The sequence below is a fragment of the Natronocalculus amylovorans genome, from assembly GCF_023638035.1.
Lineage (GTDB): Archaea > Halobacteriota > Halobacteria > Halobacteriales > Haloferacaceae > Natronocalculus > Natronocalculus amylovorans.
The window spans coordinates 99,733-120,229 of record NZ_JAKRVX010000006.1 but is presented as its reverse complement, the minus strand read 5'-3'; the positions used below and the strand labels follow the sequence as shown (position 1 = coordinate 120,229).

The window sequence follows — 20,497 nt, the reverse complement described above, 5'->3', positions numbered from 1 at the left end:
GTCAGCCAAAGGCCCACATATGCGAATTACGAGCCGGGGTCGCGGCGAAGAGGGACGCGAGCGGATTTCGCTTGTCCCCGAAACCGTCGACGACTTATGGCATCTGTCTCACGTTCTGGAGCCGGGCGATCACGTCTCCGGTGACACAACCCGTCGAATACAACGGGATGACGATCGAATGCGTGACACCGGTGGGCAGCGCGAACCGATGAGCGTCACAATCGAGGTTGAAGATACGGAGTTTGCACGATTTGCGAACCGCCTCCGTGTTGGTGGCGTTATTGTTGGGTGTTCTCGTGAAGACCAACTTGGTCATCATCACACACTGAATGTCGAGCAACGAGCGGAGATTACGATCGAGAAACATTTCAAACCGGATCAACTCGATCGGCTCGAAGAAGCCGAAGAGACCGCAGAAAATCCAGATGTTGCGATCGCAACGATCGAAGAGGGTGAGGCATACATCCACCTGGTCAAACAGTATGGGACCGACGAATACGCGTCGTTTACCCGACCAACTGGAAAAGGCGAGTACGCTCGACCACGATCGGAGCTGTTTGCGGAGCTTACAAAGGCGCTGTCGCATCTTGATGCAGACGCAATTATCCTTGCTGGCCCGGGGTTTACCAAACAGGATGCACGAGACTACATTGCAGAGAATTCAAGGGAAATCATTGAAAAGCTCACCGTTGTAGACACCTCCAGCGCCGGCGATCGTGGTGTGCACGAAGTACTGAAACGTGGTGCTGTTGATGAGATTCAGGCCGAAACCCGAATTGCCCGTGAAGCAGAGTTCATTGATACGTTGATGCGAGAGATTGCAGACGGCGCAAAAGCAGCATACGGTATCGAAGCTGTCAAAGAGGCTGCGGAGTTTGGTGCGATCGACACACTACTGCTATTGGACGAACGACTCCGGAAAGAGCGACTTGGCGATGGTGAATGGGAACATGATGTTAATGAAATCATCGAATCAGTCGAACAGCAGGGTGGGTCAGTGACTGTGTTCTCCGCGGAGTTCCAACCAGGACGGCAACTGGGGAATCTCGGCGGCATTGCCGCAATTCTCCGATATCGGCTTCAATAAGTGATATAACCCATGTCTGAACGTAGCAATCAGCGACACGGCGATGAGCGCGATCGTGAGTGGCTTGACCCCGAAGACCTACCAACAGAGGACGATCTGTGGGCGATGCGAGAAGGGAATGATACGCCGAACCCAGAGGACGGATATACTGGAGCGCCACGGGAGGACGGGCAAACAGAATCAACGCGATCGTTTACGATGCGGATGGAGCGGTGGCTCGAATACCTGTTTAATAGCGGTGTTGAACTGTCGTTCCTCGGCACACCGGGGCTCGTGGTGTTGATCTATACGCCCTTCTTTTCCATTGATGGCATCTCGTTTGCAGGGCTCACCGCAGTTGGGTTCGGGGCGTTCTGGTTAGCACTGTTCCGCGGGAAGTACGTCGATGTCGGTGAGTATCCCGGATACGGAAACTTCTCGTCGGTTCCAGTTCGGTTTGTGGTATATAACACTGCACTCATCGCCGGTACGTATGCTGGTGCCTATGGCTGGGATGCAAACCAGTCGCTTCTGTTTGCAATCTTGTTTCCAGTGGTGATTACCGGAGTGTTGATGGCATCTCTCCCGCGGTTCACTCGCGGTGCGTGAATAAGAAGGGATTTCCATTGTCACCGGTACTCACACAGAGGTCCATCACTTCTGAAAGCGAGAGGCTTGTCGGATCCTGTTTACACACAATAAGATAATCAAACGGCTCCGAACACGCCGGACATGCGATCGCGGTCGTATTCTGATATGTTGACATCATCTCGTTGTTCTCTCGTGGTGTGAGATAGCTCACAAGCTCTTGTGGTGTATCCATCTCGTCCATGGTAGTACAACACACTCATCACGTATGCAAAAACATTCGCTTCCCAGCGACAGAATCAAACAGTGATCGGCTCACAAAGCGCCCACACATCAGTCTGCGGATCTAATCGGTGTGGTTCACGTCCCCGGTCGGTGAGAAATCCGGCATGATACAGCATCGCTTTGAGCTGAAATACTGTTGGTGAGTGATATACCTCGCCATCTTTGAGGCCAGCCCGTCGAATATTACCCTCAGGGGTAAGTACCCGCCTTCGAGCCGCTTCTGTTCCCTTAATGAATAATTCAATAGTAAATGTGGGGTGAAGTGTGTGAAGATACGAAACAAACTCGGTAAGTGAGAGTTCAGTGAACCCATCCGTATGCATTTGTTGTAACTCTTCGATGATTAGTGTCGTCCCACGGTATGCAAATAACACCCGTCGGGCCAGCTCTCCCCATGCAGGCGCAAGCTCACAGAAGCGCTTTCGGGAGCGATACCACGACTCAAACTCCGAAAGGGCAGCGTCGATCGATCCAGACTGTCGAACGGCAAACCGAACTACCTCTTTGCCAAGTGGTGTCAACCGAGCGTGGCCGAGCGATGTGTCAATAAGATTGAGATGTGACGCACCTCGCCTTGCTTGTGCGGTTGCATTCACAATCTGATACTGTTTGAGCAACGCATCGGTATCACCGTCAGCTGCCAATGCGATCGGATACCCAAGATAGTTTTTTGGATGGTTGAGCGAGAACGAGTTGTCCGTGACACCTTGGGCACTTGCCTGAAACCGGATCGCAGATGCGGCATCGGTTGATTGATTGCCAACAACCCGTGGGGCTTCAAACAATGTGACGGATCCGCTTGCAGAAACAGCTAGGACGCCAACATTGAGATTTCGTGCAAGCACCCGATCGGTTTGTGTGATTGCCTCACTCGGCGCTGCCATGTATGCAACGTTTGCTGCCGACAGCCGATCGTGTGCTTGCACAATACCACGCTCGGTATCAACCGTTCCAGATGCGGTGTAGCCTTTTGCTTCCACCGCAATCAGTGGTGGGGTTTGACCAAATCGATCGACTGCGAGCAGTTCAGGATCAACACTACCAACGCCAACTAAATCCGGATAGCCACTGCCGAGTTCGACGTGATTAAACGGCGATAGTATCTCGTGAATTTGGGGTTTGATCGGGATGCCTGCGTTCCATGTCTCTGCTGCGAACTGTGTATCGGTGACAACGTAGCTCCCCTCGGAAATCTCAGGAAACAGCCGCTGTTTCGTATGTGCCAACACCGCAGGCTCGGAAAGCTGATCCGTGTTGGCTGTGACGCTCATATTCGAAGCTCACACTCAATCGATAAGAACATTCGGGCCGGTCCCGACGAACGTAAATAAGATGCCTAAGTAAGTGCGTTTGTGTCAGGGCCACGAAAACGGTGTACTAACTGCGGGACGGATATCCCACACGCAGCCAAAATCTGTCAGGAGTGTAAAACGGTCCAGCCGTCGAACCTCTTACTCGTGGGTGTTGTTGTGTTCGGGTTGTTCTGTCTGCTCTTTGGAGTCCCGATCGCGCTGTTCTCAGTTGGCCTCGGTCGATTGATTGGCGCACTGTTTGCAGTCTGTGGACTCGCGATGGTTTTTGGTGGGTATACCGCATATATCGATCGAAAAGCCGGAATCGAAGTATAATCAGGCTACCGTTGCAAACACAAACAGCGCTGAACTTCCAAGCGGGTCATCAACAACACGCTCCCATTGGACCTCGAATCCTGCCGTTTTGAGCTGGTCGATTGTTTGTTGTTTTCCCGGCGTACTGAAGAACATTGAACGGCCACTGTTGAGCCAGTTCGATCGAACCGTTTGATATCGGCCAGTCCCAACGGTCATCAGTAGCCCGCCGCCGGGGGCTAACACTCGGGCAAACTCGTGGTATACGTTGGAATGTTCTGTTCTTGGGACGTGGAAAACTGAATGGTACGCCGTGATTGCGTCAACACAGTCGCTTTTGAGCGGGAGTGCCGTCATCTCTCCTTGGAGAAGTCTCGCTGAAGGGACTGCATCGGCAGCTAATACAAGCCCTGATCGGGAGATATCGAGACCAACGGACTGGACGTGTGTGAGGTTTGACAGCGTTCGACGGCCATCTCCACACCCAATATCAAGGACAACTGCATCAGGTGGAAGGTCTCCAAAACAAGTTGTGATGAGTGCAGCATCGTTTCCATCCGGGTTGCGACTTTTGGCGTACGTGTCCGAGAGTTGGTCCCACGACTCTCGAATCCGATTTCGATCCATACCTGCTGTACGGCTGCTATAGGCATGGGTGTTTGGACAGCGCCGTTAATCTGCAGAGATTGGGGTTACAGAGAACATCGATGGGGATTCTTCATGCTGCTCTGTTGGTTTGACAGTGACTTCTACACCGTTGCCTATGACACCAATATTCAACTCGTCAACCGTACACACATATTCGGAGGCATGATCTCCATCCGAGCAGAATCGGAGCTGTTCGGACAACAGTGGTGTCTCGCTTAGCCGATCGACTTTTCGGTATGCCGTCGAGAGTGGAACATCACAGACATCGGCTAGCTCGCTAGTCGTTCGTGGTTCGGATGCGGCTCCAAGGAGCAGCCGGCAGTCGGGGTCTGAAAGTAGCTCCAACACCGTTTGTAATGTATCGTTTGGTTCGCGAGATCCATTGTCAACAAGTTCATCAGTCGCCGATCGTGACTCCATACCCGTCTGCATCATATCTAAGAGATAGAGGCCAATCGATGGATAGTATCGCCCAAAATATAGTGGTGGTTTATATACTCCCTTGCGAGTAAATGTCACAGATTACTACGGGAGACACACAATATCAAACTCGCAAAGGAGACTCGTCGGCCAGGCACCGATCGTTAGCAAGACGATGTCTAAGAGAAACCAAAGGGCAGCCATGATCGCGATGAACTGCTCTCTTGTACTGGTGACCATTGTTGGTTGCTGTTCAGATGCGATCGATATATATTCTGGTGTATCTGCTTCGCGTTTGATGGAGCGATCGCTCACAGTGTAGTTTTTTAAGAAGTTTTGCGAGGGAAGAGCGCTCCGAGAGCGTCTTCCGCATGGACGCACTGTGGTGCGTCTACATGCGAGGGGAGGGATTTGAACCCACGGACCTCTACAGGAGCGGATCTTGAGTCCGCCGCCGTTTCCGGGCTTGGCTACCCTCGCACGCACTCTCTTGTCTGCGGCCGATCGCATAAAACGTTCCGGATCGGCTCCATTTCACGCAGTGGGCTCCGATGGAGTTACCCTGCCCCGTACACATCTTTCTGTATGGACGAGCACACCCGTGACCCAAGCGTTGCCCCGCCACTTGGCTCTCCGACTGGCTGGTGTGCCGATCGACGCCAATGGGAACACGCGACACTGCGCCGCGCGACTGAACACGGTATTCGGCTCTTCAACGATGGTGCATTCCACGAATCACACGACTGTTTCGAGGATGAGTGGTATAATTACGGCTCCGGAACACCGGAAAGCGCATTCCTTCATGGCATGGTTCAGGTCGCTGCCGGCGTCTACAAACACGTCGACTTTAAAAATGATGACGGGATGCGATCGTTGTTTACCACCGCACTGCAGTATTTATACGGCCTGCCTGCAGATTTCTACGGTGTTGATCTCACAGACATCCGGTCGACACTGTCGACCGCACTCGATGACCCAACAGTACTTGATGAGTGGAAACTGACACTCGACGGCCATACGCCGACAGCGTACCCGTCCGATTATGCGTATGCTGAACAGCTCGATCACTAGTATATAGAGTACGTGGGAAGCAAAATCGAAGCTTACACTTTTATAATCGCAATCAAACACAGACCGGATTGCTCAAATGGACCGGCTACTTGTATCTGTATATGCAGGTAATCGAACTCGGGGACGGGAAACCCGAGGTTGCGGTTGTCGGCGGTATTCACGGTGACGAACCGTGCGGGCCGATCGCAATCAATCGCCTTCTCGCAGAGGAACCATCCGTAGAGCGACCAGTCAAATTTATTATTGCCAACGAAGAGGCACTTGAAGCGGGTGTACGGTATCTTGATACCGATCTGAATCGGGCATTTCCGGGAGATCCTGATGCGGACCTTCATGAAAATCGACTCGCGTACGATCTCGCAAGGGAGATTCAAGACTGTACAACACTTGCGTTGCACTCAACACAGTCGTATGCAGATCCGATCGGCGTGATCAAATCCTTCGATGAGGTTGCTCGAGCGATCTACCCACGCCTTCCAGTTAATGTCGTGATCGAAACTGACGAACACACGGATGGGCGGCTCATCGAATACCCACACACGATTGAAGTTGAGTGTGGTCTACAGGGAACTGCTGATGCTGCGGATAATGGCTACGAGCTTGTCCGTGCGTTCCTTGTTGCCACTGGCGTGCTTCGACAGGACAAAGACGAGACGCGATTAGACGCTCCAGAGCGGGATGAGGTCTCAGTATTCCGTCTTGAGGGACCGATTCCAAAACCGGAGGCAGAACGATACGATGTCCTTGCGGAGAATTTCACGAAGGTCGACGCTGGTGAAGCGTTCGCACGGGCAGATGACGATGAGATTGTCGCCGAAAAATCATTCTATCCGGTGTTGCTCTCACCAAACGGGTATGAATCAATCTTCGGCTACGTGTCGAAAAAAGTCGGGACTGTCGAGTAACGACGCTTCGTTATGCATCGTCGCTTGATAGCTCCACAAGCGTAAGCGATCGATCAAGATAGCAGTGCTCATGGGGTGGATCCCCCTTTATTTCTGCAATTCGGTACTCCGTATCAAATTGTGCACCGTCGGGGACACAGTATTCGTGACTTGGACACTCCACGTGTGGACATGGCCCTTCCAGAGTTGCTTTGCTTCCAGCATACGCGCCGCGTGATGGGACGTTAGCCAGCACTGCTGCGGGCTCAACCTCAACCGCGCGGACACCCGTGTCGTGAACTGCACAGTCGAGCGTCTGTGCGTTTTTTCGTATCTCTGTAACCCGGTAGCGCTTTCCTTCCGTAAGATTAAGACACTGACTCCGGTACGGACACCCTTCACAACCGGTGGCTTCACCGTTGTAAACGAACTCTTGTCCGATTTCTGCAAGCCGTGTTCCAATGAGTGTGACAGTGGACATACCCAGCCTTACGCAGGTGGGTCCGTTAAGTTGTTCGTCCGTCGCGGCTACACAGTCTCTCGTCCGGTTAGTTCATCTAACATGTCGAGATACTCCTCGCGAGGCACCTGATAGGCTGAGCGATACGCAATCTCTCCCTCCGCAAATTTGGTTGCCTGCACGACTGCCTCGTCGATCGCGGCGTCGCGCGAGTCAAACGTCGATTGACTCACCTCCACGTCCGGCTCGACAAAGAGAATGACTCTCCATGTGTCCGTTTCAACTGACCCCGCACCCGGACGACGGCGTGGAGAGCCGTTCGTCACATAGATTGTTGGCAAGCACGCGGCGTCAAAATCGGCGGAATTGAATACGTCTGGTCGATATGCGAGAATAATTCGCCCCTCTGGTTCCGCATTCCAGACACCCCATGCGTCGGGAAGTGCATCAGTATCCATACATGGTTGTTTGCTGGCCGGATACAAAGCCACCGCGTTCACTCCCGCCCAAACCGATCAAAACGCTAGACTGTTTCAGATGTTCAGCGATACTGAACCCAATATATCCGTTGATTTCACACCAAGTATTTAAACGGTGCTGAAAATACTGTTATGTTATCAGATAACACTGCCACTACGTCTGCGTGTCTTGTCACTATATTACGTTGAATCAGGGAAAAGTATTTATGTATAAAATTCACATAGTGTAAATAGCCTCGGTTCATAAACCGAGTATACCACCCGCTCCCCGCGCGTTCCCCTGCTGGTTCTTGAAGTCTCTGTCGTCGATGACGATCGGCGATCGCGCTAAGAGTGGTATGCATACACATGCCACGACTTACATCAACTGAGGAGGCCGCGATTGATACCAAGCATACCGATTGGTTACTCCGGGCAGTGACACACCAGTACAGCCTCCAAGTAACAAAGCGAGTGAGACCACAACAAGTGATACAATGAGTAACGACATCCAAACCCTTGAGGACATCAGTCAGGCGTACAGAGCATCCGTGCCATCCGACCTTCGAGAGGCGCATTCATTTGAATGGTACCTCTCAGAGCTTTCGGAGAATCCCCACATTGCACGGAATGCGCATCAGCGTGTTGCAGATATGTTCGATCACTACGGAACAACTTACGACGAAGATGCCGGCGTCGTCGAGTACCTGATGGCTTCAGAGGACCCGCTTCATGACAGTGAGAACGTTTTCTATGGAAGAGAAGTGCATGAATCAATCCACGAGTTTGTTAATAAAGTCAAATCCGGTGCGCGTGGGTTAGGACCTGAAAAGCGAATTAAGCTCCTTCTAGGTCCAGTTGGATCGGGAAAATCTCACTTTGATTGGCTTGTACGCCGTTATTTCGAGGACTACACGCTTAGTGATGCCGGGCGAATGTACACGTTTAGATGGATCAACCTAGGCGACATCATTGTTGATCAAGACCCTAGTGATGACTCGGTCCAGTCGCCAATGAATCAAGATCCGATTGTTCTCCTCCCACAAGCGCAGCGTGATCAGGTTATCGATCGGCTTAACGAGACGTTAGAGGCCCCTTACACGATTCGAAACGAACAGCACCTTGATCCGGCCAGCGAGTTTTATATGGACCGGCTGCTTGCGCACTACGATGATGATCTTCAGGCAGTTCTTGAGAACCATATTGAAGTGATCCGACTTGTCGCAAGCGAGAACCGGCGCCAATGTATCGAGACATTCGAGCCAAAAGATAAGAAAAATCAGGATGAGACCGAGCTAACGGGTGATGTTAACTATTCAAAACTCGCAATTTATGGCGAGTCCGATCCTCGAGCATTCGATTACTCCGGTGCGTTCTGTAACGCAAACCGTGGGATATTCTCCGGTGAGGAGTTACTGAAACTACAACGAGAGTTCCTCTACGATTTCCTCCACGCCTCTCAAGAAGGGACGATCAAACCGAAAAACAACCCACGAATCGACATTGATCAGGTCATTGTCGGCCGGACAAATATGCCCGAATACCGAGAAAAGAAGGGCGACGAAAAGATGGAGGCGTTCAACGATCGGACAAAACGGATCGACTACCCATACGTTCTTGAATACGAACAGGAAGCCAAAATCTACGGGAAAATGCTCCGGAACGCAGATGTCCCGCATATGAATATCGAGCCACATACGCTTGAGATGGCTGGGCTGTTCGGCGTCCTCACACGACTTGTTGAGCCGTCTGACGATTCGGTAACGGTGGTACAAAAAGCCAAAGCGTACAACGGCGAGATCGACGACTCGGACGATATTGATATCAAAAAGCTCCGCGAAGATGGTGAATCCCGAGCCGATATTGCGGAGGGGATGGACGGTGTCTCCGCACGGTTCATTGGTGATGAGATCGCGGAGGCAATTATGGATTCGACGCACCGTGGTCGATCGTACCTCTCACCGCTGACCGTATTTAGGCACTTTGAGGCGAATCTCGAAAATCACGGTTCAATCCCTGAAGAGAACTTTGAGCGCTATGAGCGCTACCTTGAACTGGTTCGCGAAGAGTACAGAGAGCGTGCGATCGAAGATGTGAGACATGCACTCGCATACGATCTTGACGAAATCCAGCGACAGGGTGAAAAGTACATGGATCACGTGATGGCTTATATTGATGATGCGACCGTTGAGGATCGACTCACTGGCCGCGAGCAAGAGCCGGATGAGACATTCCTCCGATCGGTCGAAGAAAAACTCGAAATCCCAAGCGACAGAAAGGACGATTTCAGACAGGAGGTCTCAAATTGGGTTTCACGTCGCGCACGTGAGGGAACCTCGTTTAATCCACAGGATAACGACAGACTCCGCCGCGCACTTGAACGCAAACTGTGGGAAGATAAAAAACACAATATTAATTTCTCCGCACTGGTCTCCGCTGGTGAGTTGGGCGATGATGAACGAAGCGCCTGGATTAACGCCCTTGAAGAGCAGGGCTACTCGACCGACGGCGCAAAAGAGGTGTTAGAGTTTGCCGGTGCGGAGGTGGCAAAAAGCGAGTTGAGCACCAATGAGTGAGGAGTTTATCAGACAGGCAGATGCAGCGCTTCGTGCGGCGTACGAAGAGCCAATGAGCCTCGTTGAGTACGTCGAGGCCGCGATTTCGGATCCACAGATCGCAGCCCATGCAAGCAGGTATCTGCTGAGTGCGATCGAATCCATGGGAACCCGAACGGTCATCGAGGAAGGGACAGAGAGAGAGCGCTACCGCTTTTTTGATGATCCACACAATCATGGCGAGCATGCTGTTCTTGGTAACACCGCTGTTCTGAACGCATTTGTTGATGATCTCCGAACGATCGCCACGGATCGTGGTAAAGGTGAGAAGCTATTGTGGTTTGATGGCCCAACTGCGACCGGCAAATCCGAACTGAAACGCTGTCTCATCAACGGCCTTCGAGAATACTCAAAGACCCGTGCAGGTCGGCGATACACGCTTGAGTGGAACATCTCTGGTGCCGATAGCGGCAGCGGTCTTAGCTACGGTAATCGAGTCACTGATGATGAGGAGTGGTATCAAAGCCCTGTGCAGACACATCCACTGAGTGTGTTCCCAAAAGAGATCCGCCAAGCGGTTGTGCGTGCAATCAACGATGCAAATCCGGAGAACGTCGCGACAATTGTTGAGACAGACTTGGATCCATTCAGCCGTGAAGCATACTCCTATTTAGAAAACCGCTATCGAAAAGATGGGCGGCGCGATCTATTCAGTGCAATAACGGATCGGAGCCACCTTCGGGTGACAAACTACGTTGTGGATGTTGGCTGTGGAGTTGGGGTTTTACACGCAGAAGATGATGGCTCACCAAAAGAACGGCTCGTTGGATCCTGGATGCCGGGGATGCTTCGAGAGCTCAACTCTCGTGGTCGAAAGAATCCACAGGCGTTCAGTTACGATGGTGTCCTCTCGCAAGGAAACAGCCTCCTGACGATCGTTGAAGATGCAAGCCAGCATGCGGATCTCCTCCGAAAACTGTTGAACGTGCCGGACGATCGTCGCGTCAAACTGGATAAGGGAATCGGGATGGATCTTGATACTCAGTTGCTCATCATCTCAAATCCAGATCTCGACGTTGAGTTAGATCAGTTTTCAGACCGGAATGGCCACGATCCACTGAAAGCACTTAAACGACGGCTCGATCGTCACGAATTCCGTTATCTCACAAATCGTGCGCTTGAAGCAGAACTTATCCATCGAGAACTCACCGGTGAAACAGGTGTGTGGGGAACGCTCCCGGAAACCGAACGGGAACTGAAGGTTCGATCAGCAGTGACACTTCCGGTCCGCGACCACAGCGGGACCGTTCGGGATAGAGAACTTGCGCCCCATGCAGTGAGTGCTGCTGCACTCTATAGCGTTATTACACGATTGGATGGTGAAGCACTCTCACCGGATCTTTCACTTGTCGATAAGGCACTTGCGTTTGAACAAGGGTTCCTTCAGCGTGGGGATACGCGGATTGATATAGAAGACCTCTCGCTCGATGCAACGATTGACGGCAAAAACGGAATTCCCGTCACATACACAAGAGATGTGATTGCAGACCTCCTTCATGTTGTGTTTGATCGATCGCATCCAGATCTCACCGTTGAAAACGTAATCATGCCTACGGATGTGCTCAACGAGATGGCTGCTGGTCTCTCTTCGGCGCCCGTGTTCTCTCGATCAGAGTCTGCAGAGTATGAAAATCGCGTGACAATGGTCAAAGATCAGATTCTTATCGAACAAGAGGCGGATGTGTTGGCTGCACTATTAGCCGAAAAGCGTGTTTCAGAAGAGACTGTCGCAGAGTACGTTGAACACGTCTTTGCGTGGGATAGCGGCGGAGAGATTGAAACGATCCACGGGACGATTGATCCGGACCCACTCGTAATGAAGCTGTTCGAAGTTGAGCATCTTGGTCGCTTCCGAGAACACGATTATGCAGGCTCTGATCCGACAGAGTCGGTGATTGAGTTCCGGCGTCATAACGTAATTACGGCGCTTAATCGATACGCGTGGGAACATCGCGACGAGGAGTTCTCGATCGGCTCAGTAGATCTCACTGCAATCCCGGTCATCCGCTCAGTTCTTGAGACGCACGAGTGGGAAGACATCAAGCGCCTGTTCGAGGATTTCGATCCACGACAGTGGAGTGATCCACCAGAGGGGACCGAAACAGAGCGACTAAAAACTGCAACGGTCGATCGGCTCTGCAGCGACGAGTATGGCTACTCACCTGCCTCTGCGGAGCTGACGACACGTCGAGTAATGCGAGAGGTGCAACACAAATGGGACTAAGAGACGATCTCGAACGATTCCGAGAAGTCGGCGAGAGCCGGAGACAAGACCTTTCACAGTTTATTAGCTATGGCGACCTCGGTCAGTCGACACAAGGAAGCGTCCAAATTCCGATCAAAATCGTCGACCTGCCTGAGTTTGTCTATGATAAGCGATCGATGGGCGGTGTTGGTCAGGGGCAGGGCGGCACGCCACAGCCAGGACAACCTGTTGGTCCACCACAACCCGGAGACGGTGATGAAGACGGCGAACCAGGTGAAGAGGGCGCAGACCACGAGTACTACGAGATGGATCCAGAGGAGTTCGCAAAAGAGCTTGATGAAGAGCTTGGCCTCGAACTGGAACCAAAAGGAAAACAGGTTGTCGAAGAGATTGAAGGAGATTTCACCGATATTACCCGCACTGGTCCACGTGGAACGCTTGATTTCGAAGAGCTGTTCAAACGTGGTCTTAAGCGTAAACTCGCGATGGACTTCGACGAATCCTATGTTCGTGAAGGGTTGAAAGTCCGTGATGCAACACCACGAGACGTCTACGAGTGGGCACGAAATCAGAACATTCCCGTGTCACTTGCATGGATTGCCGACCAAGCGTCACAGCTTGCTGCAGACGAACTGAACCAGTGGGAGTCGTTTGAAGCAGTTGAAGAAAACGTCGCAAACGAACCGACAATCAATCGACTCCGGCGTGAGGGGCTTAGAGAGATTCCATTCAGAAAACAGGATGAACGGTTCCGCTATCCAGAGATTATTGAAAAGAAAGAGCGCAATGTCGTTGTTGTCAATATTCGGGATGTATCCGGCTCAATGAGAGAGCGGAAACGCGAACTCGTTGAGCGGACGCTGACACCGCTTGATTGGTACCTCACTGGCAAGTACGATACCGCATCGTTCCACTATATTGCTCACGACGCAGATGCCTGGGAAGTCGATCGACCGGAGTTCTTCGGCATTCGATCGGGTGGTGGGACAAAAATCTCATCGGCATACAAACTTGCCGCAGAGATCCTCGAACAGTATCCGTTCAGCGAGTGGAACCGCTATGTGTTTGCTGCAGGTGACTCTGAAAACTCCTCGAACGATACAAAAGATGCGGTCATCCCACTTATGGAGTCGATTGATGCGAATCTACACGCCTATATTGAGACCCAACCCGGTGGTGCAGCAATCAATGCAACACACGCAGAGGAGGTTGAACGACAGCTTGGAGACAGAGATAATGTTGCTGTCACACGAGTTGGAGAGCCGAATGATGTGATTGATGCGATCTATGACATTCTGAGCACGGAGGGGACGACCGACGACTAGTCGGGTGATACGTATGAGAGACGAACGACAACTTGCACAAAAAACCGCAACTGAACTTGAAACGCCCGTCAAACGAGCCAGAGAGCTTGCAGAGAAGCTTGGGTTACGTCCATATCCGGTCAACTACTGGATTGTCGATCACGACGAAATGAATGAACTCATCGCCTACAGCGGCTTCCAAAGGCGATATCCACACTGGCGATGGGGAATGGCATATGATCGCCAACGCAAACAAGACCAGTTTGGGATGGGGAAAGCGTTTGAGATTGTCAATAATGACAACCCATCGCATGCCTTTTTGCAGGAGTCAAACACCCACGCCGATCAGAAAGCCGTTATCACGCATGTCGAGGCGCATGCGGATTTCTTTGCAAACAATGCTTGGTTTGGACTGTATAGCGATCGTGGAGATCCGGGACAGCCAAATGCCGCGGCAATGCTTGAACAGCATGCGGCGGCGATCGACCGGTATATGAACGATCCCGAGATCGATCGCGCAGATGTTGAGCGACTCATTGACGCAGTGCTCTGTCTTGAGGACACAATCGACCAACATCGACCGCTCCTTGCTGAGGCCGACCCGGAAGATCGCGATCTGAGCGATATCCGAGACCAACTCGATGAGCTCGGACTCTCAGATGACGTCCGACAGAATGTGTTTGACGATGCATGGATCGAGGCACACGAGGACGCAGCTGCGGAACTAACGCTTGATGACCCAGAGCGCGATGTGCTTGCATACCTTCGCGACCATGGACTTGCATACGATAATTCCCAACAGAAAGCGGTTGAACGTGAGTCATGGGCGACAGATGTGATCGATCGACTCCGCGAGGAGGCGTACTACTTCGCAGCCCAAAAAATGACTAAGATAATGAACGAAGGATGGGCTGCGTACTGGGAATCGCTTATGATGGGCGATGAGCGGTTTGCTGGAACTGATGAGTTCATTACCTACGCAGATCACCAAGCACGAGTGCTTGGGTCGCCCGGACTGAATCCATACAAACTTGGGAAAGAGCTCTGGGAACATATTGAGAACACAACGAACCGAAAAGAGGTTGTTGACAAACTCCTCCGAGTTGAGGGGATCACCTGGCGGAACTTCCATGACGCGATCGACTTTTCGGTTGTTGAAGAGCGACTCCAGCCTGACCCGCTTGTTGCAGGACTCACCGCAAGCGACATCGACGAACTGCTTCAACGTATCGAATCCAATGACGATCGGTTTGATGCAGAGCGAGTTGAAGCCGCAGCAGCGGGCGAACTTGACCTCGATCGATATCCGTGGGCTACACTAACCTACACTGGGCTTTCGGAGCGACATTTCTCACTCACACGGCGACATAACCGCCAATTTGTCAGTCAGATCAGTCGTGAAGCGTTGGAGCGTGAAGCACGATATATGTTCGATGACGAACGGTATGAGACGATCGAAGCAGCGCTTGCGGATATAAACTACACTTCGGGGTGGGATCGAATGCGTGAAATCCGTGCAAGCCACAATGATGTGACATTTATTGATTCATTTCTCACGCCGGAGTTCGTCTCCTCGCATAACTACTTCACCTACGAATACTCACAAGCAACAGGCGATTACCGAGTCGCAAGCATTGACCCTGCCGACGTCAAACGAAAGCTCCTGTTACAGTTTACGAACTTTGGGAAGCCAACGATCGCAGTTTATGATGGAAACTTCGATAATCGAGGGGAACTCCTCTTGGGTCATCGATACAATGGTGTTGCATTAAATGAAAAACAGGCACATGCAGTTCTTGAACGCGTCTTTGAGCTGTGGGGTCGCCCAGTCAATCTGATGACAATCCGGGTTGAGTATGACGAACATGAGCTAGAGGTTGCACGCCGTCGTGGTCGTGAACCAAACGGGACCGAGGTTGGTGTTCGATTCCGATATGATGGATCGGAAGTCACAGAACATGATTTGGAGTACCACCTCCAAGAAGCGATTGAAGCGACTGATGTGGACTACGATACAAAACCGGATGAGTGGCTTGCCTAAGCAAACCGAGAATCTGTTTTTGACGGATACATTCATACGTCTGTGAATGTGATCTTCTGATATGTCTGGCGAGGTGAGCACAGATTCGGGACTTGATCCGACTGAAATACACGATGTGCTCAGAAATAGCCGTCGCCGACTTGTGCTTAAACAGCTAATCGCAGTTGACGAACCGATCGAACTTGGTGAGCTTGCAGAGCATATCGCTGCGATCGAATATGGCGAATCACCACCACCACACAAACTCCGACAAAGCGTCTACGTCTCACTTCATCAAACGCATATTCCGAAGCTTACAGACTTAGACATTATAGCATACAATGATACGGATAAGATGGTGATGCTTTCTGGGCATGCACCAGATATTGCGATCTACTTGGAAATTGTGCCACAGTATGGGTTGAGCCGAACAGAGCTGTTTGCTGGGCTGTCGCTGCTTGGCGTGTTAGCAACGGTTGGGTCTTCGATCGGTGTTCCGATTCTTGAAATGGTTGAGCCGGGGTGGTGGAGTCTACTCGCGTTATTCTGTATTGGGATTCTCGCAGGCTACTATTCATTCACCCAAGAGCCAACACTGTTCGAGCGGGTTCGATAATCACGACCTACCGATTGAAGCCGATTGCATGCAAATAAATCGCATGGGAGATACCACACTCTGGTGGGTTCGACATGATCTTCGGCTCCATGATAACGAGGCACTCGTTGCTGGAGCTGCTTCAGAGAAGCTCATTCCAGTCTATTGTTTTGATCCACGATTAGATGGTGCAGAATCATACGGCGGTTCAGACTCGTTTCAATTCAAAAAAACAGGCCAACATCGACTTCGATTCAGGCATGAGTCGGTAACAACGCTGCGAGAGCAACTCAGAGAACACGGGTCAGACCTCATTGTACGACACGGAACACCGGAAGCTGTTCTCCCTGAAATTGCCGCGATGACCAACGCGTCTCGGGGTGTTCTACAAACACTTCCAGCGCCGGAGGAGATGGCTGTTGAGGCTGCAGTCAAAACACGGCTACGAGATGCAGGGTGTGCGATCGAACGTGTCTGGAGCCATACCCTCTATCATATAAATGATCTACCAACACCGTATGAGTCTATGCGTGACACGTACACTCCGTTCAGAAAATCAGTCGAGGCCGACGCAACAGTTCGTGACCCACTTACGATCCCAAACCTTCCACCAGTGCCAACGGAGATAGACCCTGGTGAAATCACGCCGGTCGATAGACTTGATCCCTCGATTGAGAAGGATATGCCAGGTAACCGTGGTGTCTACAAATTTTCCGGTGGGGAGACCGCTGGCCTCGATCGAGTCGCTGAATACCTTTGGGAAACAGACCACGTAAGTACATATAAAAAAACACGAAACGGGATGCTTGGAGCAGCGTACTCCACAAAGTTCTCGCCGTGGCTCAATGATGGCTCGCTTTCCCCGCGGACGATCGAACATGAGCTTCGGGCATATGAAAAGGAGCGAACAAAAAACGAGTCGACATATTGGGTACTGTTCGAACTGATCTGGCGAGACTTCTTCCAGTTTCAAGTTGCAAAACATGGCGGAGCGTTCTTTTCACAGGGAGGAATCCAACAGCGGACGGATATTGAATGGCGAAACGATGATGCACAGTTCGATCGCTGGTGCCGTGGTGAAACGGGAATTCCATTCGTGGATGCAAACATGCAGGAGCTCAACCAAACCGGATTTATGTCAAATAGAGGCCGACAGAATGTTGCCTCGTTCCTAGTCAACAACCTCCGAATTGATTGGCGGCGCGGTGCAGCGTATTTTGAAACACAGTTAATCGACTATGATCCATGTTCAAACTATGGAAATTGGGCATACATCGCAGGTGTCGGTAATGATTCACGTGATCGGTATTTCAACATCATCAAACAGGCACGAAACTACGACGAAAACGCGGCGTACGTCCATCACTGGCTACCAGAACTTGCAGCCCTGCCTCCGAAATACGCACACGAACCATGGAAAATGAGTCCTAAAGAGCAATCGACATTCGATGTTAAATTGGGAACGACATATCCGGAACCGATGATCAATCTGGACGCGTCATACGAGAAGCTTCAATAGATTGCTACCGTTGCCGATCGACCAACGCAAGCGCGAGGGATAGACCAGTTACCAGCACAAAGGCAATCAGCGCAAGCCGCGGTATTGTGAGTACTCCACCAGCGGTCTGATACTGAATTGAGGTGCAGCCCCCACCAATCGAGCAGGATGCCGCAGGCTGGAACTGTAAATATACATGGTACGTGGAGGCAAGAATTCCCAACCCGGACAGTGGCAACGCCGTTTTCCAGACCCCAATCCGGTTTTCGATCGCTGCAACGCCAAAGACAATCACCAGTGGGTACATCAAAATCCGTTGTATCCAACAGAGGTCACACGGAACCAGCCCAAGCACTTCGCTAAAATAGAGGCTCCCAGTGGTGGCAACGAGGGCAATCGTTGTGGCAAGCGTGAGGACCGATCGGTGGCGATCCATATGAGCAATAACGGGGTGTCATACGTGAACCTACCGTTCGGTAAGTGATTGAAAATTGAAGAATGCTCGATCGGGGATTTGAACCCCGGTCATCGGCTGTCTTCCTGCAAGGCACGATTTACCTCTGCAGTCGAAAGGCCAATATGATTGGCCGGACTACACCAATCGAGCGCATTTTCTTCTATCTGCCGCACTAATATAACCCCTTCGAATTCCCTCGGATATCGTGGTGCCGTCTGTCGATTGTCACGATATGACAACACACGACGATATGGATAAAATTAAAACTGTATGCAGGCGGTTACTTGCCTTTGAAATCCGGCTCCCCATCGCCCATGAACGCGGTGATCCCTTCCATGAGATCATCGGTGTTCATGAGATGGCCAAACGCCTGTGACTCAAGTTCTAATCCAGCATCTGTGCTGTCTCGACCTGCAAGCATTGCGCGTTTGGTATACTTTTGTGCGATTGGTGGGCCGCCAGCAAGCTTTTTGGCAAGTTCCATCGCTTTCTCACCGAGTTCGTCGTTTCCAACGACTTCATTGACAAATCCATATGACTCCATCACGTCTGCATCGTAGCGATCGGCCGTGAAGATGATCTCTTTGGCACGACCCTCACCGACAATATGGGTAAGCCGCTGTGTTCCACCCCAGCCCGGAAGCAACCCAAGGTTATGTTCCGGCTGGCCGAACTGCGATCGCTCGGTTGCGATCCGCATATCAGCACACATTGAGAGCTCCATACCCCCACCGAGACAGTACCCATCAATTCCGGCAACAACTGGTGTATCCGCGGATTCAAGCTTGCCGAAGGTCTGTTGACCCTGTCGGGAGAGCTCAACCGCAAAGATTGGGTCAGCACCACCACCGGCCATGCTCATCACATCTGCACCTGCGGAGAACGCTTTGTCGCCCGCACCAGTCAAAAGAATTGCACGGACATCGTCGTCTGCATCCAGTTTGTCGATCGCATCGCTCAGTTCATCGAGCAGCTCGGTACTGATTGTATTCATCCGGTGTGGACGATTTATAATGATGTGCCCGACTGAGTCGTCAAATTCTACGGCAATCGTATCGTAGCTAAACGCCGCTTCGTCTGCTTCGTCGTTCCCATGGAAGCCAGCAGCATCTTCGGCTAGCTCGCGAAGGAGGGACACAGCCTCATAACGCGGCTCATCAGTCGTTTCATGTAAGGAGTCAAGCGTTTCGACAAGCGTCTCAAGACCGGTTGCATCTGCGAGTTTGGCTGGTCCATCCGGGAAGCCAGCACCAAGCATTACTGCTTTGTCGATCGCAGTTGCGTCAGCCACATCGTTTTCAATGAGTCCAGCAACCTCGTTTGCCATTACTGCGAGCAGGCGATGTTCGATGTTCTCTCGTCCGGCATCTGATGGAATCTCCGCACCACCGTTCTCGTAATCGTAAAATCCAGAACCGGTTTTTTTGCCAAGTTCCTCTGCATCAACCTTTGATTCAAGCAGCGGGCATGGCCGGTATGCATCACCAAGCACGTCATGCATGTAATCAAGGACGTGATAGCCAACATCGATGCCAACCTGGTCTGCAAGCTCGAAGGACCCCATTGGGAGACCCATGTCGAACTTGGTTGTCGAATCAACTTCTGCAACGGTTGCGCTTCCATCTTCGACGATCCATGCAGCCTCATTCATTAGTGGAACAAGAATCCGGTTAACGATGAAGCCAGGACTGTCTTTGTGGACGCGGACTGGTGTTTTGTCCATCTCCGAAGCAAGCGCCTCGATCGTATCGAGCGTTTCATCTGAGGAATGCTCACCGGAAATCACCTCAACAAGCGGCATGCGGATCGGCGGGTTGAAAAAGTGCATTCCACAGAACTGTGCTGGGCGGTCTGTAACCTCAGATAGTTCTGTAATTGAGAGGCTGGAAGTGTTTGTCGCAAAAATGGTTCGCTCGGGTGCGTGTTCCTCAAGCTCTGCGTATACCTCTTTTTTGATGCCCATGACCTCTGGAACCGCTTCAATCACCACATCTGCGCCCGCGACGGCCTCCTTAACCGGCACGACAGGTGTGATCCGATCGAGTGTTTCGTCGGCTTTCTCCTCGGAGATCTGTTCTTTTTCTGCGAGCTTTCCAAGGCTCCATTCGATCTGGTCATATCCGTTTTGAACGAACTCCTCATTGATATCACGGAGGACAACAGTGTAGCCTGCAAGTGCAGCGACCTCAGCGATCCCGTGGCCCATGTTGCCGGCACCAAGAACCGTGATAGTGTTGATTTCATCAATGTCCATATCCCCATCGTTGGCGTCGTAGATGTTCAACGTTTCCCTATTCAACAGTAACAACTATTTT

20 protein-coding genes and 2 tRNA genes are annotated in these 20,497 nt (G+C 51.6%); 11 read left to right on the top strand and 11 right to left on the bottom strand.

Features of this window, described 5'->3' with window-relative positions:
• Positions 1–19: 19 nt before the first annotated feature.
• Positions 20–1,087, top strand: a complete 1,068-nt coding sequence (locus tag AArcSt2_RS13440; protein ID WP_250585318.1) for an mRNA surveillance protein pelota — start codon at positions 20–22, stop codon at positions 1,085–1,087.
• Between the two features lie 12 nt (positions 1,088–1,099).
• The gene (locus AArcSt2_RS13435; protein WP_174654033.1) at positions 1,100–1,675 is read left to right on the top strand and encodes a DUF8215 family protein; all 576 of its coding nucleotides are present in this window, start codon (positions 1,100–1,102) and stop codon (positions 1,673–1,675) included.
• Here the strand turns inward: AArcSt2_RS13435 and AArcSt2_RS13430 are convergent.
• Positions 1,659–1,889, bottom strand: a complete 231-nt coding sequence (locus tag AArcSt2_RS13430) for a DUF7385 family protein (RefSeq protein WP_174654628.1) — start codon at positions 1,887–1,889, stop codon at positions 1,659–1,661. The genes AArcSt2_RS13435 and AArcSt2_RS13430 overlap by 17 nt on opposite strands.
• Positions 1,890–1,953: 64 nt before the next feature.
• On the bottom strand, positions 1,954–3,210 hold the full coding sequence (locus AArcSt2_RS13425; RefSeq protein ID WP_250585314.1) for a hypothetical protein: 1,257 nt from the start codon (positions 3,208–3,210) through the stop codon (positions 1,954–1,956).
• Between the two features lie 81 nt (positions 3,211–3,291).
• On the opposite strand from AArcSt2_RS13425, the gene AArcSt2_RS13420 reads away from it, so the two are divergent.
• Complete coding sequence (locus AArcSt2_RS13420; RefSeq protein ID WP_174654035.1) at positions 3,292–3,567, top strand: zinc ribbon domain-containing protein; 276 nt, start codon at positions 3,292–3,294, stop codon at positions 3,565–3,567.
• Here the strand turns inward: AArcSt2_RS13420 and AArcSt2_RS13415 are convergent, their stop codons facing one another.
• The 4 genes from AArcSt2_RS13415 to AArcSt2_RS13400 form a co-directional block, all read right to left on the bottom strand.
• On the bottom strand, positions 3,568–4,173 hold the full coding sequence (locus AArcSt2_RS13415) for a class I SAM-dependent methyltransferase (RefSeq protein WP_250585312.1): 606 nt from the start codon (positions 4,171–4,173) through the stop codon (positions 3,568–3,570).
• A gap of 45 nt (positions 4,174–4,218) precedes the next feature.
• Positions 4,219–4,614 carry a winged helix-turn-helix domain-containing protein gene (locus AArcSt2_RS13410; protein WP_174654037.1) on the bottom strand — a complete coding sequence of 132 codons (396 nt, stop codon included), beginning with the start codon at positions 4,612–4,614 and terminating at the stop codon, positions 4,219–4,221.
• Between the two features lie 105 nt (positions 4,615–4,719).
• A complete protein-coding gene (locus AArcSt2_RS13405; protein ID WP_174654038.1) occupies positions 4,720–4,929 on the bottom strand; it encodes a hypothetical protein in 210 nt (69 codons plus the stop codon).
• 81 nt (positions 4,930–5,010) lie between these two features.
• A tRNA-Leu gene (locus AArcSt2_RS13400) sits at positions 5,011–5,094 on the bottom strand.
• A 105-nt stretch (positions 5,095–5,199) separates the two neighbouring features.
• On the opposite strand from AArcSt2_RS13400, the gene AArcSt2_RS13395 reads away from it, so the two are divergent.
• Together AArcSt2_RS13395 and AArcSt2_RS13390 are read left to right on the top strand one after the other, a co-directional pair.
• Positions 5,200–5,685: a DUF309 domain-containing protein gene (locus tag AArcSt2_RS13395; protein ID WP_174654039.1), complete on the top strand. Its 486-nt coding sequence runs from the start codon at positions 5,200–5,202 to the stop codon at positions 5,683–5,685.
• 101 nt (positions 5,686–5,786) lie between these two features.
• Entirely contained in the window at positions 5,787–6,590 is an 804-nt protein-coding gene (locus tag AArcSt2_RS13390; RefSeq protein WP_174654040.1) for a M14 family metallopeptidase, read from the top strand.
• A gap of 10 nt (positions 6,591–6,600) precedes the next feature.
• Here AArcSt2_RS13390 and AArcSt2_RS13385 read toward each other — a convergent pair whose 3' ends face one another.
• On the bottom strand, positions 6,601–7,050 hold the full coding sequence (locus AArcSt2_RS13385) for a UPF0179 family protein (protein WP_174654041.1): 450 nt from the start codon (positions 7,048–7,050) through the stop codon (positions 6,601–6,603).
• A 47-nt stretch (positions 7,051–7,097) separates the two neighbouring features.
• Entirely contained in the window at positions 7,098–7,487 is a 390-nt protein-coding gene (locus AArcSt2_RS13380; RefSeq protein ID WP_174654042.1) for a DUF5820 family protein, read from the bottom strand.
• A 497-nt stretch (positions 7,488–7,984) separates the two neighbouring features.
• On the opposite strand from AArcSt2_RS13380, the gene AArcSt2_RS13375 reads away from it, so the two are divergent.
• The 6 genes from AArcSt2_RS13375 to AArcSt2_RS13350 all read left to right on the top strand — a co-directional run bounded on the left by AArcSt2_RS13375 (position 7,985) and on the right by AArcSt2_RS13350 (position 17,746).
• Positions 7,985–10,063 (top strand): PrkA family serine protein kinase, encoded by a 2,079-nt coding sequence (locus AArcSt2_RS13375; protein WP_250585310.1) that lies wholly within the window; start codon positions 7,985–7,987, stop codon positions 10,061–10,063.
• Positions 10,056–12,326 (top strand): PrkA family serine protein kinase, encoded by a 2,271-nt coding sequence (locus AArcSt2_RS13370; protein ID WP_250585308.1) that lies wholly within the window; start codon positions 10,056–10,058, stop codon positions 12,324–12,326. Before AArcSt2_RS13375 ends, AArcSt2_RS13370 begins: the two co-directional genes overlap by 8 nt.
• Positions 12,317–13,633, top strand: a complete 1,317-nt coding sequence (locus tag AArcSt2_RS13365) for a DUF444 family protein (RefSeq protein WP_250585306.1) — start codon at positions 12,317–12,319, stop codon at positions 13,631–13,633. Before AArcSt2_RS13370 ends, AArcSt2_RS13365 begins: the two co-directional genes overlap by 10 nt.
• A 7-nt stretch (positions 13,634–13,640) precedes the next feature.
• Positions 13,641–15,653 carry a SpoVR family protein gene (locus AArcSt2_RS13360; protein WP_425493665.1) on the top strand — a complete coding sequence of 671 codons (2,013 nt, stop codon included), beginning with the start codon at positions 13,641–13,643 and terminating at the stop codon, positions 15,651–15,653.
• Between the two features lie 61 nt (positions 15,654–15,714).
• Entirely contained in the window at positions 15,715–16,248 is a 534-nt protein-coding gene (locus AArcSt2_RS13355; protein WP_250585301.1) for a DUF7344 domain-containing protein, read from the top strand.
• A gap of 43 nt (positions 16,249–16,291) precedes the next feature.
• Positions 16,292–17,746: a DASH family cryptochrome gene (locus AArcSt2_RS13350; RefSeq protein WP_250585300.1), complete on the top strand. Its 1,455-nt coding sequence runs from the start codon at positions 16,292–16,294 to the stop codon at positions 17,744–17,746.
• Positions 17,747–17,750: 4 nt separating this feature from the next.
• Here the strand turns inward: AArcSt2_RS13350 and AArcSt2_RS13345 are convergent, their stop codons facing one another.
• The 3 genes from AArcSt2_RS13345 to AArcSt2_RS13335 all read right to left on the bottom strand — a co-directional run bounded on the left by AArcSt2_RS13345 (position 17,751) and on the right by AArcSt2_RS13335 (position 20,436).
• Positions 17,751–18,161 carry a disulfide bond formation protein B gene (locus AArcSt2_RS13345; protein ID WP_250585298.1) on the bottom strand — a complete coding sequence of 137 codons (411 nt, stop codon included), beginning with the start codon at positions 18,159–18,161 and terminating at the stop codon, positions 17,751–17,753.
• Positions 18,162–18,224: 63 nt separating this feature from the next.
• Positions 18,225–18,332: transfer RNA gene (locus AArcSt2_RS13340), tRNA-Glu, on the bottom strand.
• 130 nt (positions 18,333–18,462) lie between these two features.
• Positions 18,463–20,436 carry a 3-hydroxyacyl-CoA dehydrogenase/enoyl-CoA hydratase family protein gene (locus AArcSt2_RS13335; protein WP_250585296.1) on the bottom strand — a complete coding sequence of 658 codons (1,974 nt, stop codon included), beginning with the start codon at positions 20,434–20,436 and terminating at the stop codon, positions 18,463–18,465.
• Positions 20,437–20,497 lie beyond the last annotated feature (61 nt).

Excerpts from the sequence above, each read along its gene's own strand:
- AArcSt2_RS13440 (WP_250585318.1), top strand. The coding sequence starts at position 20 with ATGCGAATTACGAGCCGGGGTCGCGGCGAAGAGGGACGCGAGCGGATT.
- AArcSt2_RS13435 (WP_174654033.1), top strand. The coding sequence starts at position 1,100 with ATGTCTGAACGTAGCAATCAGCGACACGGCGATGAGCGCGATCGTGAG.
- AArcSt2_RS13365 (WP_250585306.1), top strand. The coding sequence starts at position 12,317 with ATGGGACTAAGAGACGATCTCGAACGATTCCGAGAAGTCGGCGAGAGC.
- AArcSt2_RS13345 (WP_250585298.1), bottom strand. The coding sequence starts at position 18,161 with ATGGATCGCCACCGATCGGTCCTCACGCTTGCCACAACGATTGCCCTC.
- AArcSt2_RS13410 (WP_174654037.1), bottom strand. The coding sequence starts at position 4,614 with ATGGAGTCACGATCGGCGACTGATGAACTTGTTGACAATGGATCTCGC.
- AArcSt2_RS13335 (WP_250585296.1), bottom strand. The coding sequence starts at position 20,436 with ATGGACATTGATGAAATCAACACTATCACGGTTCTTGGTGCCGGCAAC.
- AArcSt2_RS13425 (WP_250585314.1), bottom strand. The coding sequence starts at position 3,210 with ATGAGCGTCACAGCCAACACGGATCAGCTTTCCGAGCCTGCGGTGTTG.
- AArcSt2_RS13355 (WP_250585301.1), top strand. The coding sequence starts at position 15,715 with ATGTCTGGCGAGGTGAGCACAGATTCGGGACTTGATCCGACTGAAATA.
- AArcSt2_RS13395 (WP_174654039.1), top strand. The coding sequence starts at position 5,200 with ATGGACGAGCACACCCGTGACCCAAGCGTTGCCCCGCCACTTGGCTCT.
- AArcSt2_RS13385 (WP_174654041.1), bottom strand. The coding sequence starts at position 7,050 with ATGTCCACTGTCACACTCATTGGAACACGGCTTGCAGAAATCGGACAA.
- AArcSt2_RS13390 (WP_174654040.1), top strand. The coding sequence starts at position 5,787 with ATGCAGGTAATCGAACTCGGGGACGGGAAACCCGAGGTTGCGGTTGTC.
- AArcSt2_RS13380 (WP_174654042.1), bottom strand. The coding sequence starts at position 7,487 with ATGGATACTGATGCACTTCCCGACGCATGGGGTGTCTGGAATGCGGAA.
- AArcSt2_RS13370 (WP_250585308.1), top strand. The coding sequence starts at position 10,056 with ATGAGTGAGGAGTTTATCAGACAGGCAGATGCAGCGCTTCGTGCGGCG.
- AArcSt2_RS13350 (WP_250585300.1), top strand. The coding sequence starts at position 16,292 with ATGGGAGATACCACACTCTGGTGGGTTCGACATGATCTTCGGCTCCAT.
- AArcSt2_RS13430 (WP_174654628.1), bottom strand. The coding sequence starts at position 1,889 with ATGGATACACCACAAGAGCTTGTGAGCTATCTCACACCACGAGAGAAC.
- AArcSt2_RS13375 (WP_250585310.1), top strand. The coding sequence starts at position 7,985 with ATGAGTAACGACATCCAAACCCTTGAGGACATCAGTCAGGCGTACAGA.
- AArcSt2_RS13415 (WP_250585312.1), bottom strand. The coding sequence starts at position 4,173 with ATGGATCGAAATCGGATTCGAGAGTCGTGGGACCAACTCTCGGACACG.